11 protein-coding genes are annotated in these 13,329 nt (G+C 69.8%); 5 read left to right on the top strand and 6 right to left on the bottom strand.

Annotated elements, in window-relative coordinates:
• The first annotated feature begins 25 nt into the window (after positions 1-25).
• Complete coding sequence (locus JWS14_RS09455) at positions 26-298, top strand: hypothetical protein (RefSeq protein ID WP_072940334.1); 273 nt, start codon at positions 26-28, stop codon at positions 296-298.
• A gap of 13 nt (positions 299-311) precedes the next feature.
• On the opposite strand, the gene JWS14_RS09450 is transcribed toward JWS14_RS09455, so the two are convergent.
• Complete coding sequence (locus JWS14_RS09450) at positions 312-818, bottom strand: WKL family lipoprotein (protein ID WP_072940337.1); 507 nt, start codon at positions 816-818, stop codon at positions 312-314.
• A 113-nt stretch (positions 819-931) separates the two neighbouring features.
• Positions 932-1,201: an ANTAR domain-containing protein gene (locus JWS14_RS09445; protein WP_072940340.1), complete on the bottom strand. Its 270-nt coding sequence runs from the start codon at positions 1,199-1,201 to the stop codon at positions 932-934.
• Between the two features lie 135 nt (positions 1,202-1,336).
• On the opposite strand from JWS14_RS09445, the gene JWS14_RS09440 reads away from it, so the two are divergent.
• The 4 genes from JWS14_RS09440 (at position 1,337) to recD (ending at position 10,982) form a co-directional block, all read left to right on the top strand.
• On the top strand, positions 1,337-2,434 hold the full coding sequence (locus JWS14_RS09440) for a GIY-YIG nuclease family protein (RefSeq protein WP_072940342.1): 1,098 nt from the start codon (positions 1,337-1,339) through the stop codon (positions 2,432-2,434).
• Between the two features lie 117 nt (positions 2,435-2,551).
• Positions 2,552-5,818, top strand: coding sequence for an exodeoxyribonuclease V subunit gamma (gene recC / locus JWS14_RS09435; protein ID WP_206012998.1), 3,267 nt, complete (start codon positions 2,552-2,554; stop codon positions 5,816-5,818).
• Positions 5,776-9,117 carry a UvrD-helicase domain-containing protein gene (locus JWS14_RS09430; RefSeq protein ID WP_206012997.1) on the top strand — a complete coding sequence of 1,114 codons (3,342 nt, stop codon included), beginning with the start codon at positions 5,776-5,778 and terminating at the stop codon, positions 9,115-9,117. Before recC ends, JWS14_RS09430 begins: the two co-directional genes overlap by 43 nt.
• Positions 9,114-10,982, top strand: coding sequence for an exodeoxyribonuclease V subunit alpha (recD, locus tag JWS14_RS09425; protein ID WP_206012996.1), 1,869 nt, complete (start codon positions 9,114-9,116; stop codon positions 10,980-10,982). The genes JWS14_RS09430 and recD overlap by 4 nt, the downstream gene beginning before the upstream one ends.
• On the opposite strand, the gene JWS14_RS09420 is transcribed toward recD, so the two are convergent.
• The 4 genes from JWS14_RS09420 to JWS14_RS09405 form a co-directional block, all read right to left on the bottom strand.
• On the bottom strand, positions 10,900-11,430 hold the full coding sequence (locus JWS14_RS09420; RefSeq protein ID WP_206012995.1) for a DoxX family protein: 531 nt from the start codon (positions 11,428-11,430) through the stop codon (positions 10,900-10,902). The two genes, recD and JWS14_RS09420, sit on opposite strands and share 83 nt — an antisense overlap.
• 18 nt (positions 11,431-11,448) lie before the next feature.
• A complete protein-coding gene (locus JWS14_RS09415) occupies positions 11,449-11,940 on the bottom strand; it encodes a DUF4188 domain-containing protein (protein WP_206012994.1) in 492 nt (163 codons plus the stop codon).
• Between the two features lie 131 nt (positions 11,941-12,071).
• A complete protein-coding gene (locus JWS14_RS09410; protein ID WP_206012993.1) occupies positions 12,072-12,560 on the bottom strand; it encodes a pentapeptide repeat-containing protein in 489 nt (162 codons plus the stop codon).
• Positions 12,561-12,688: 128 nt separating this feature from the next.
• Positions 12,689-13,078 (bottom strand): excalibur calcium-binding domain-containing protein, encoded by a 390-nt coding sequence (locus JWS14_RS09405; protein ID WP_206012992.1) that lies wholly within the window; start codon positions 13,076-13,078, stop codon positions 12,689-12,691.
• Positions 13,079-13,329: the final 251 nt, after the last annotated feature.

Genomic DNA, 13,329 nt, shown 5'->3' with positions numbered 1-13,329 from the left:
ACGGCACGCACAAGGGAGACGAACTATGGCCCAACGAACGTCGGAGGCGCAGTCGCACAGCGATGCCGTCCAGCGGGTGCAGGCGGCCCACAGCTTCGCCGTGCAGTTACCGATCCTCGGCAGGGTGCCGCTGCCACGTCCCGAGCAGCTGGCATTCTTCGCGGCGATCGGCCTGCTCGCCGCCGTCGAAATCATCGAATGGCCGGTTGCGCTGACCATCGCAGCAGGACACGTGCTGATCACCGATCAGCACAACCGGGCCGTCCAGGAGATCGGGGAGGCGCTGGAAGGCGTGTGACGCGGAATCCGGCTCAGGCGGGCGGGCAGGCCGGCGACGTCAACTGCGCGATCGCCACGATCGAGCAGGCCGTCGCCTTCGACAGTTTCCACGTCCCGTTCTCGCCGGGCACGAAGATGGCGGGCAGGGTGTTCTGCTGCACCTGGCCGTTGATCGTCAACTGCAGCTGCGCGCTGGCGCTGCCGTCGCCGTTGTCGATGACCGGGTCCAGCACCTGAACCTGCGCACCCGCCTGCTGAGCGGCGGCCGCGACCTGGTTGAACAGGTTCGGATCCTGCTCCGAACCCTCCACCATGGCGATCTTCTGGTCGAGCGGAGTGGCCGGGTCGAGGCCCTTCGCCAGCAGGGCGTTGAGGTCGGCGGCTGTCGGCAGAACGAGGTCGGCCGTCGTTTCGGTCGCCGACGTGGTGGTGGACGTGGTGGTCCCGCTCGAGCCGGACGACTCGTCGGAACCACAGGAGGACATCGTGAGGGCTGCGGCGATCGCTACCGCGGCAACCGTGATCTTGCGGATCGTCAACTCAGTTACCTCTTCGTATCTCGGTGCGCAGGTCGTTCGGTCTCACATCGAGTCTGAAGGTTTGCGGAGCGTCGCGCCGTCGAAGCCAGAGAATTCTCAGACTTCGCCCGAATTCATGCCGCCGTGCCGAACGCGCCGCGGTACGGCGTGGCGTGGCTCCACTGCAGGGCCGCAACGGTGACGTCGGACGCGGGAAGGTCGTCGTGATGGGTCTGGATGAACGCGATCAACGCGCGGGCGGTGCGGGCGAGGGCAACCTTGTGCTGCCGGGACGTCTCCGCGAGTTCGGTGAACGCGTCGTTCTCGGAGCAGCCGCGGAAGGCGATGAGGATGCCGACAGCGATGTCGACCGCCGTGCGGGTGGAGTAGCTGGGCGTCGTCATGAATGTTCTCCCAACCTGCGTCGGAACGGGTACCACTCCATCTTCCCGCACCGGGTACGACGTCGAAAGAGTTCGAATCGCCCGGTGTATTAGTCGTCCGAGTTCTTCACCGAGGTTTTCCCTTACGGTAGGGGCATGGCTACCGTCTGGACGATCCCGATCGACATCACTTCTCGCTGGCTCGACAATGCCGAGGTCCAGACCTTCCTCGCGTCCAACGACCTGGACAACGCGTCCCCCGACCCGCGGGTGCGGTTCGCGCAGTTCGCGGACGTCACGAAGTCCCTCGAACGGCACATCGGGCACACCTTCTCCTCCGTGCAGGGCGCCGCCACCGCACTGTTCGACGGCATCGACGGCGGTACTCCCGTCGCGTTGAAACTGGCGGCGCTGCGACTGATTCTGAGAGAGGTGTATCAGACCCGCCACGCGCCGAAGCCGTTTCCGAAGCGGGTGGGTGAGGAACTCGGCACCTACGTCTACGCGCTCCTCGATCCGCGCAACAGGTCGGTGTTCTACGTCGGCTCCGGGCGCGGCACCCGGGTGTACGGCTACGTGTGGGAGGCGTTGGCCGAGAACGAGCACCGGCAGACGCTCGAGGATCCGGAGACCGACAGCGCCGAGGTGAAGGCCGCGACGATCGCCCGCATCCGCGAGATCTACGACTCCGGCCACGAGGTCGAGCACTACATCGTGGCGCATCGGATCGCCGACACCGCCGACGTTGCCGACGCGGTGCGGGGCGGAGTCGTGGGAGCGCTGGGGCTCGTCGAGGGCGCCGAGCTCGGCAATCTCGCCGGCGGCGCGGGCGAGCATCGCGCGGTGCCCGTCGACGACCTCGTGTTGCAGTACGCAGCAGAACCCGTCCCGAACCTGCCGACCCCGTGCGTCGTCCTCGAGGTGCCCGCTGCGTCCCGGCGCGGCGTGACGCCGGAGGAGGTGTACGAACTGTCCCGCGGCGCGTGGGCGGCCGGCGCTGCCGTGCGCAACACCGACGACATCCCGGTGATCGTGTTCGCGGACAACATCGTTCGTGCCGCATACCGTGTCAAGTCGTGGTCGACGGTGGCACGACCCGGTGACGCGGCGCTGTGGCGGTTCACGGGCGAGTCCGACACCGAACTGGAGAGCCAATTCGTGAACAAGCGGATCGTCCCCGCCAAGGTCGGCCTGAAGAAGTGGCCCACCCACGGCTGGGTCCCGCACCTCACCCAGGCCCGCCCCGGCCGCTGACGTGAGCGGCAAAGCGTGCCCCGGCACACTTTGCCGCTCACGTACGGAGTGGCCTCCCGAGTCGGTGGGGTGTGGTAAGTCTGAGCCGACCGGAGTTGGGGAGCGAAGGGAGGCCACGTGCTCGTACTGCATCGTGCCGAGCGTTCCACCACTCTCGCGTCGGCTCTCGGCGACGTGCTCGCGACCCCGCTGTCCGATCCGTTTGCCCGTGAGGTCGTCGCCGTCCCGGCGAAGGGTGTGGAGCGCTGGCTCACCCAGCGACTCTCGACCGCGCTCGGTGCCCGGCCCGGCGTGGGCGACGGGGTGGCCGCGAACATCGACTTCCCGTCACCCGCCCGGCTCGTGGACGAGTGCCTCGCCGCCGCCACCGGAGTGTCCGCCGACGACGACCCGTGGCATTCGTCCCGGGTGCTGTGGGCGCTGCTCGGTGTCGTCGACGACTGCCTCGGCGAGCCCTGGTGCGCCGTCCTCGCCAAACACCTCGGGCACGGCCGGCCCGACGGCGACCCGGACGATCACCGGCCCGGCAGGCGATACGCCACCGCCTCGCACCTGACCGAACTGTTTCGCAGTTACGCCGCGCAGCGGCCGGCGATGCTGGTCGACTGGGCAGCAGGCCGGGACGCCGACGGTGCGGGCGGCCCACTCGACGACGACCTGCTGTGGCAAGCCGAATTGTGGCGGCGGCTGCGTGCGAGGCTTGGCGGCCCCGCGCCCGCCGAGCGCCTCGACTCCGCCTGCGCCCGGTTGCGCGAGGAACCGCACCTCGTCGAACTCCCCGGCAGGCTGTCGCTGTTCGGCCCGACCCGCCTCGCGACCGATCAGATCGCCGTTCTCGCCGCCCTGTCCGTCAATCGTGATGTGCACCTGTGGCTTTCGCATCCGAGCCCCGCACTGTGGTCGTCGCTGTCCACGGCGGACGGCGTTCTCGCGCGCGCCGACGACCACACCGCCCTGTCCGTCGCCCACCCCCTGCTGTCGAGCCTGGCGCTGGACGTCCGCGAACTCGAGTCGAGACTGACCCGCCTCGACGTCGAGGACCTCCACCACACGGGACCCCCGCCGCCGGACTCTCTGCTGGGGTGCCTGCAGGCAGATGTCCGGGACAATCGGGCGCCGGCGCTCGCCGAGTGCACCGCCGACGAGTCCGTGCAGGTCCACGCGTGCCACGGGCCTGCCCGTCAGGTGGAGGTTCTGCGCGAATGCCTCCTGCATCTCTTCGAGGACGATCCGACTCTCGAACCGCGCGACGTGCTCGTCATGTGCCCCGACGTCGAGTCGTACGCGCCGCTGATCCGGGCCGCGTTCGGGCAGGACGTGCTCGGGCACCCCGGTCACCGTCTGCGGGTCCGCCTCGCTGATCGGGCCCTGCACCAGACCAATCCGGTGCTCGCCGTGGTGTCCAGCCTCCTCGAGCTCGCCGACGCGAGGGTGACGGCGAGTCAGATTCTGGACCTGTCGGCGGCCGCCCCGGTGCGCAGGCGGTTCCGGTTCGGCGACGACGACCTCGAACGGATCCGGGAGTGGGCGTCCGCGACGGGTGCCCGCTGGGGAATCGGGCCGCGACAGCGTGCGGCGTTCGGTCTCGGCGACTTCCCGCAGAACACGTTCACCACCGCACTCGACCGCATCCTGCTCGGCGCCGCGGCAGACGAGTCCGCGGGCGAATGGCTCGCCCTCGCTCTTCCGCTCGACGACGTCGACAGCAACGACATCGACCTCACCGGGAGGCTGGCCGAGTTCGTCGACCGCCTCGACGTCGCGTTGCGCGGGCTCGCCGGGCCGCAGTCGGTCGCGGACTGGTCGAGCGCGCTCACCCGGGCGCTGCACCTGCTCGTCGACGTCGGCGCCGCCGACACGTGGCAACTGGCGCAGGCCAGAAGGGAACTGGGGGCGGCGACGGAGCACGGCGGCGACACGGTCCTGCGACTGTCGGACGTGCGCGCCATGCTCGCCACCCGGCTCGCGGGACGACCCACCCGCGCGAATTTCCGCACCGGGGAGCTGACGGTGTGCACGATGGTGCCGATGCGCTCGGTGCCGCACCGCGTCGTCGTCCTCCTGGGGCTCGACGACGAGGTGTTCCCGCGGGGTGTGAGTGTGGACGGCGACGACGTGCTTGCCCGTAATCCTCTTCTCGGCGAACGCGATCCGCGCAGCGAGGACCGGCAGTTGCTGCTCGACGCCGTCATGTCCGCCAGTGAGAAGCTCCTGCTGTTCTACACGGGCGCCGACCCCGTCACCGGCATGTCCCGGCCTCCTGCGATCCCGCTGTCCGAACTGCTCGATGCGGTCGCGGCCACCGTCGGGAGCGATGCCCTCCCCGGCGTCGTGACCCGGCATCCGTTGCAGCCGTTCGACGCCCGCAACTTCCGGCCCGAGCGTCCGTTCAGTTTCGACCGGGCGGCGCTGGCCGGTGCCCGCGCTGCGCAGCATCCACCCGAACCGGAACCCGCGTTCCTGCCCGCGCCGCTGGTGCCGCCGACGCCGGAGGACGTCGACCTAGCGGAACTCGTTGCGTTCCTGGTGCATCCGACGCAGGCGTTCCTGCGGCAACGGCTGAGGTTGCGGGTCCCCGACGTGGACGAGGACCTCGCCGACGCATTGGACGTGGCGCCCGATCCGCTCGCCCGCTGGGACCTCGGCCAGAGGATGCTCGTCGCGCGACTGTCGGGAACCGAACCGGCCGACTTCCGCGCCGCCGAGTGGCGCCGGGGCACGTTGCCGCCGTTCAAGTTGGGGGAGTCGGTGCTCGGCGACATCGAGCACGCGGTCGAGGCGCTCGTCGCGGTCAGCGGGTCCGTGCACGTCGGACGCGCGGAGACCGTCGACGTCGATGTCGATCTCGGCAACGGACGGCGCCTCACCGGCACCGTGGGGGGTGTGCACGGATCGGTGATCGCGAGCACCACGTATTCGAGGCTGGGACCGAAACACCGCCTCGCCGCGTGGGCACAGTTGCTGGCCGTCGCGGCGTCCGACCACGGCGGCGACACCGAATGGACGGCCGTGACGACCGGCCGCGGCTCGTACAGCCGCCCGGCGTGGCGCTCGACCCTGACGGCGCCGGAGAACGCGCGGGAGGAGCTGGTGCGACTGGTCGAACTGCGCGATCTCGGGTTGCATGCGCCGTTGCCGATCGCCACGGCCGCGTCGGCTGCCTACGCCGAGCGACGGCACGGCGGCAGCAGCATGGAGGACGCGATCGAGGCGGCCCGGAAGGAATGGAGCAGTGATTTCGGTGACGCACGCGACCGCCACATCACGTACGTGTACGGGGCTTCGCCCGGCATCGACGTCCTCGGCGACGCGGTGACGATCGAGAACTACGCCCGGCAACTGTGGGCGCCACTGCTCGCTGCGGAGACGGTGGCGCAGCCGTGACCGGCGCGCGAGGCTTCGACCTGCTCGGTCCGCTGCCGGAGGGCACGACGGTGCTCGAGGCGAGCGCCGGCACCGGCAAGACGTACGCGATCGTCGGGCTGGCCGCCCGCTTCGTCGCCGAGGGCGGTGTCGACCTGTCGCAGTTGTTGCTGGTGACGTTCAGCCGCGCGGCGACGCAGGAATTGCGGGAACGCACCCGTGAGCGATTCGGTTCCGCCGCAGCCGCATTGGCCGACCCCGCGACCGCGCGGCTGAGCACGGACCACGTGATCCGGCACCTCGCCGAGGCCGAAGCCGACGAGGTGACGCTGCGGCGCAGGCGCCTGCTGCAGGCACTGTCGGATTTCGACGCCGCCACCATCGTCACCACTCACAGCTTCTGCCAGCGCATGCTCGACGGCCTCGGGATCGCGGGCGAACGCGACCCCGACACGGTGCTCGTCGAGGCCGCCGACGACCTCACGACGGAGGTGATCGCCGACCTGTACCTCCGGGCGTACGGCCGCGCCGACTCCGCCCCGTTCACACCCGCCGAGGCCACCGCCGCCGCCCGCGCCGCCATCTTCGACCCGCAGGCCGTGCTCGCCCCGGAAGATGCGCGGGGTACCCCAGCCGGAGATCGGGTCGCGTTCGCCGAGGCGGTCCGCGCCGAAGTCGAGCGACGCAAACGCGCGGTGGGGTTGCGTGACTTCGACGATCTCCCGATGCTCCTCCACCGCGTCCTCAGCGATCCCGAGCACGGTGCGGCGGCCTGCAGGCGGGTCCGCGAACGCTATAGCGTCGTGCTCGTCGACGAGTTCCAGGACACCGACCCCCTGCAATGGGACATCCTGCGCCGAACGTTCCACGACAGCGGAACGCTGGTGCTCGTCGGCGACCCGAAGCAGGCGATCTACGCGTTCCGCGGCGCCGAGGTGCTCAGCTACCTGGATGCGGTGCGCTCCGCCGACCGGCACCAGGAATTGACCACCAACTGGCGAAGCGATCAGGAACTCCTCGACGGCCTCGAGTATCTGCACAGCGGCGCCGCACTCGGGCATCCCGAGATCGTGGTGCACCGCGTCGACGGTGCGAGGCCGAAGTCGCGCCTCACGGGCTCTGTGCCACTGCGACTGCGCTACCTGCCGCGGACCGGCGCCGGGCCGATCAACAAGTCGGGATACCCGGCGGTGGGGCCGCTCCGGAAGAAGATCGCCGCAGACCTCGCCGCCGACATCGTGGCCCTCCTCGACGGCGGCGCGACACTCGACGCCGGGGGGAGCGTCCGACGCGTCGAGCCCGGCGACATCGCGGTCCTGGTGCGCACCAACGCCCAGATCACCCTGGTCCACGACGCCCTCGACCGCGCCGGGGTGCCGTCCGTGCTCGCCGGCGGGGCCAGCGTCTTTACCACTCCCGCTGCGCAGCACTGGCTCTGGATCCTGCAGGCCATCGAGCAGCCGCACCGCGCCGACCGGGTGCGGCTGGCCGCGCTCACCCCACTGCTCGGCCACACGGCCGAGGAACTCGACGCCCGCGGCGACGACATCGTCGCGGAGGTCGGCGGTCAGCTGAGGGAACTCGGCTCGGTGTTCGCGCAGTCCGGTTTCGCGGCCCTGTTCGAACGATTGTCCGCGGTCGGCGCGCTGGAGGCGAGACTGCTCCGGCTGGCGGCGGGCGAGCGGGCGCTGACCGATCTGCGGCACGTGGCGCAGTTGCTCAACGGTGCCGCCGTCGAGCAGTCGCTCGGCCTGACGGCGGTCACCCGCTGGCTCACCGAACGCATGAAGGATCCGACCTCGGGCGGGGTGGACCGCAGCCGGCGGCTCGACAGCGACGCCGCGGCGGTGCAGATCGCGACCGTCCACGCCAGCAAGGGCCTCGAATTCCCGCTCGTCTACCTGCCGTACGCGTGGGACGTCGCCACGATCTCGAAACCGAGCAAACTGCTGCTGCACGACGACAACGGCCGACGCGTCCTCGATGTCGGCGGCCCCGGCAGCCCCGGCTACGCCGACCGCAGGAACCGGCACGACGCCGAAGAGGCGGGGGAGGAGTTGCGGCTGCTGTACGTCGCGGTCACCCGGGCGATGTGCGGGCTCGTGATGTGGTGGGCGCCGGCGTTCACGACGGCGGGCGCGCCGCTGCACCGGATGATCCTGGGTCGGCAACCCGGGCAGCGGGACGTCCCGCAGAAGGTCACCGTCCCCGAGGATCCCATTGTCGCGGAACGGTTGTCCGCCTGGGGCACGGCGGCGCCGGAGACGGTGACCGTCGAGGCGGTGGGTTCCGAACCCATCCCGCGGGTCGGCTGGACACCGCAGCGTGAGCCCAGCGGCGACCTGGAGGCCGCGAGGTTCCGTCGGCTGCTGGACACGCGGTGGCGTCGCACGTCGTATTCGGCGCTGACGGCGTCCGCACACGACGCGCCTGCCGTCGGCAGTGAAGCGGAGGTCGAGGAGAAGACGGACGAGCCGGACGAACCGCCACTGCTCGCGCCGGACGACGTCACCGCGGGATTGCCGTCGACGATGAACGAACTGCCGGGCGGCGCGACATTCGGCACGCTCGTCCACGCCGTCTTCGAGATCGTCGACACCGCGGCACCCGATCTGGAGGACGAAGTCCTGCGGTGCTGCCGCGATGTGATCGCGTCGACCCTGTCGGACGTCGATCCGGCCCAGCTCGCCGCGGCACTGGTACCGGTGCTGCGCACTCCGCTCGGCGCGGGGGCACTCGCCGACCTGGCACCCGCAGACCTGCTGGCGGAACTCGACTTCGAACTGCCCCTCGCCGGCGGCGACACGCCCTCGCTCACCGTGATGCTCGACGGCGTCGGCAGATTGCTGCGCACTCACCTTCCCGACGACGACCCACTCCGGTCGTACGCCGACGCCGTGCAGACACTCGAACCGACCCCGCTGCGCGGATACCTCACCGGCAGCATCGACGCGGTGCTGCGACTGCCCGGACCGCGGTACGTCGTGGTCGACTACAAGACCAACCGTCTCGCGCAGGGTGACCTGACCACCGCGCACTACACCCGCGAGAGGATGGCCGCGGAAATGTTGCGGGCGCACTATCCACTGCAGGCCCTGCTGTATTCCGTTGCGCTGCATCGATACCTGCGCTGGCGGCAGCCGGGCTACGATCCGGCGGTGCACCTCGGTGGTGTCCAGTACCTGTTCGTCCGCGGGATGGTCGGGCCCGGCACGCCACCGGGCTGCGGAGTCTTCGACTGGGCGCCGCCCGCCGCGTTGATCACCGAGCTGTCCGACCTGCTGTCCGGGTCGGCCTCCCCGCAGGATGCGGCGCGATGACCGAGGTGCAGGTGGCGCAGCGCGGCAAGGGCATGCTGCGGATCTTCAACGAGGCCGGGGTGCTGGCCGCCGCGGACGTGCACGTCGCGCTGCGGTTGTCGGCGCTCGGCGGCGAATCCTCGGAAGACGTCGTGCTGGCGACGGCGCTGGCGGTGCGTGCGGTCCGGTCCGGCTCGGTGTGCCTGGACCTGACGCGGTTCCGGGACGTCACCGTCGACGAGGAATCCGAGGTCGATCTCGACGCCCTGCCCTGGCCGGACGACGACACCGTCGTCGCGGCTCTGCGCCGGAGCCCGCTGGTCACGGGTGGTCCCGCGGGACCGCTCCGACCGCTGCGGCTCGTCGACACGGCCGAGGGCGGGCTGCTCTACCTCGACCGGTACTTCCGGCAGGAGGCGACCATCCGGCGGGTTCTCGACCAGCGCGCCGTCGGGTATCCCGTCGTCGACGAGCAGTCGCTGCGGGACGGGCTGGACGCGTTGTTCCGCGACCAGCACGACGACACGGCGCCGGCTCCGTCGCCGGATCGGCAACGGATCGCGGCCGCGGTCGCGGCCACGCAATGGACGTCGGTGGTGGTCGGCGGACCCGGAACGGGCAAGACCCACACCGTCGCCCGGGTGCTGGCGTTGCTGACCAGGCAGCCCGGGCCGGGACGGCGTATCGCGCTCGCGGCACCCACCGGGAAGGCCGCGGCGCGGTTGCAGGAGTCGGTGCGCGAGCAGGCCGACGCACTCGGATTGCCGACCGAACTGAAGGCGATGACACTGCATCGGCTGCTGGGCTGGCAGCGTGGACGCGGCAGCCGCTTCCGTTACAACGCGAACAATCACCTGCCGTACGACGTGATCGTGGTCGACGAGACGTCGATGGTGTCGCTGACGATGATGTGCCGGCTCCTCGAGGCCGTCCGCCCGGACACACAATTGGTACTCGTCGGGGACCCGGATCAGCTGACGTCCGTCGACGCGGGCGCGGTCCTGGCCGATCTCGTCGCCAGGCCGGTGTCGGGCACCGAGAATCCGGTGCTCGCCAGGATCGTCGGCGACGACCTCGACGCCGCCGACGACCCACTCGAAGCCGCCCTGAGTGCGGGCGAACGGGACAGGTTGCGGGGCGGAGTGGTCCGGCTCAGCCGCGGGCGGCGCTTTGGCGGCGCCATTGCCCAGCTTGCCGTCGCGGTGCGGGAAGGCGAGCCGGACGAGGTCGTGGAGATCCTGTCGCGCGGTGCCCCGGAGGTGTCGTTCCACGGACCCGAAGATCTGGGCGCACTGCGGGCGGACGTGGTGGCGACGGCCGCCGCGGTCACGCGTTCCGCGGAATCCGGCGATGCCGCTGCTGCACTTCGACATTCGGAGGAGCACCGGCTGTTGTGCGCGCACCGGGAAGGTCCGTACGGCGTGCAGCGGTGGGCGCGGCAGGCGATGGAGTGGATCGGGGAGTCGACGGGGCAGCGACTGGACCCGGATCGCTGGTATCCGGGCCAGCCGCTGATGGTGACCGCCAATGATCACGAAACGAAGATCTACAACGGCGACACCGGGGTGATCGTGCGTCGGGACGACGATGAGCTGTTCGCCGCATTCGTTCGGGGCAGCGAACCGTTCCTGTTGCATCCGACGCATCTGTCCGCGGTGCAGACGGTGTACGCGATGACGATTCACCGCAGCCAGGGCAGCCAGTACGACACGGTGACCGTGGTGCTGCCCGGCGCGGCGTCTTCGCTGCTGACCCGCGAATTGCTGTATACCGCGATCACGCGTGCGCGAAAGCACGTGCGGATCATCGGGACCGAGGATGCGGTGCGGGCGGGAGTGCAGCGCCGGGTGCTGCGAGCGAGTGGGCTGCGGAGGGCGATTCCGTAGCCCGGCCCCGCACGGACGAGATCACGACGGCGACGGTCGCCGACAGGAACACGACCTGCAGAAGTGTGCGGGGGATCAGCGCTTCGAACGGTCCCGTCGACAGGCCTTCCGCGGCGGCGTACACGTTCGCCGGGAACATCAGGATCAGCAGGGCGGTGAGGCACCCGGCCGCCCACGGCGCGGTGCGCCGGATCAGCAGTCCCGCGGCGCCGGCCAGTTCGAGCAGACCGGTCAGGGTCACCAGCAGGCCCGGGTTCGGCAGGGACGGCGGAACCATGGCGACGAGTTCCGCCCGCAGTCCGAAGAAGTGGGCCATCCCAGTCAGTGTGAACATGGCCGCGAGCCCACCCCGCAGGGCGACAGGCCACGGCCGGAACCGGCGCACGCCGGCCGCGCCCGCGGCGAGCAGTGCCAGAGTGACGGTGACGAGGGCGATCAAGGGTTCCATGCCAGTCTCCTGAATCGATCAGTGTTCGTGGGTGTGACCGCTGCGCGACAGCCGGTCGCGGGCGGCGCTGAACTTCCGTGCGACGGGCACACGGGTGGTGGCCCGGGCCAGGCCCATCACCGGTGTGCCGACATAGATCGACTCGGCGCGGTCCACCGGATAGGTCTCGTGCCAGACGCCGACGGCACCGGGCGCCTTGCGGGCCCGCCGGTTGAACGCGGCCCAGGCCGGGCGGTGCTTCGCCTCACTGTCACTGGCGTAGGCGTACAACTTGTCGACGGAGTTCCAGTACTGAATCACCGTCGGTCCGCGCCCCTCGAATGTCAGACGGTAACCCAGCAGACCCGAATCGGGGTCCTCCGAGAGTTCGCGCAGCATCTTCGGCATCGCGACGAGAGTGGGCAACCACAGGTCGGGCCGCCACGGCCGGTTGATGGTCATCCCGATCAGGAAGACCACCAGTTCGCCGTCGTAGTGGTGCGTCGAACGGGTGGGTTCGATCGTCGTCATCTGACGCCTCCCAAGGTTGGATATTAGAACTATCTAATAATGGATAGTGTCAGTATCCAATGTCAAGGGTGCGGGCACACGAAAAACCCGGACCGCGCAGAGCGCGACCCGGGTGGCTGGTACGGAGTGGATTACGGCAACGGGACCTGCGGTGTCACCGGCACGACCGCAGCGAGCGCGCGCTCGTGGGCGTCGGTGGACCATTCGGGTTCGGTCGTGATGTTCAGGTCCCCGACGATCGTGCCGAAGAGGTCGATGTCCGTGCTGTACAGGATCACCGCGTTGCGCTGCGAGTCCGTGAAGTTCGTGCCGGTGATGTTCGCGTCACTCAGGTCGGCGTGCGACAAATCCGCGGCCGCGAAGTTGGTGCCGGTGAGGTTCGCCCGCTCCATGTTCGCGCCCGCCAGGTCGGCGAAGCTCAGGTTCAGGCCCGCCAGGTTCGCGGAACTCAGATCGGCGCCCGGGCAGGTCGTGCGGTCCTCGGGGCTCGGATTCGCCACGATCCTGCAGCCGTTGATCTCGGTGAGAACGTCCGCCCCGGCCGTGCCTGCGCCCGCAGAAAGTGCGGCACCTCCGGCCAGCGCGACCGCGCCCAGTGCCCTGAAATATGTCCTGCCCATGCCGGACCGCCCCCTCGCGTAGAACCTCAACCGTCATCGCCGAACTTAGTGCCGGCCGCCCTGCGCCGCACGGGGAACGGCGACACCGGCACGTTGAAGCGTAGACGGGTGGAGCGGTCGGTGATCGGCTACTCGCAGGCGATGCCGTCGTTGTCGCGGTCGAGGTGCGACGCGTAGCCGTCCTGTCCGCGGTAGATCGGAGCGACGCCGGCGTTGCGGGCCTCGGTGCAGTTCTTGTAGCCCGCCCGCGGTGCGGGGGCCTGCGGTGCCGGAGCCACCTGCGGCGCGGGGGCTGCCTGCGGAGCCGGTGCGACCTGCGGTGCGGGAGCGGGTGCTGCCGGAGCGGCGGGTGCGGGCGGCAGGAGTGGGTTCACGGCGTCGGCCGATCCGCTCGGAATCAGGGACGCGATCTCCGGGGGAAGGAAATCGAAGATTGTCGCCGCCTGCGCGGAAGGTGCGGCCGCCATCGATATGGCGGCACAGCCGAGGATGCCGAGAACTAGCCGTCGAGCCTTCATATTTACCTCGTTCAGGGGTGGGGCAGGGCTTCCGCGGAATGGTCGAGAAATGCCACGGCGGCCAACTCATTCGGTGTAGTGGGAATAGTAGCCAACGGGTAACGAACTACGAAAGTCGTTGAAGCGCAATGTTCCTCTGTGTCATTCACGCGAATGACACAACCCTCGACCTGTACTTGAACAGAAAACTACCGAGAAGTTCGGATCAAGCACGATATGAGCCGGAGATATCCGTGTCGTCGATCAGAACG

The organism is Rhodococcus koreensis (assembly GCF_017068375.1).
Lineage (GTDB): Bacteria > Actinomycetota > Actinomycetes > Mycobacteriales > Mycobacteriaceae > Rhodococcus_F > Rhodococcus_F koreensis.
Note: the sequence above shows the minus strand (reverse complement) of the source record. Positions and strands in the feature narration are given on the sequence as shown.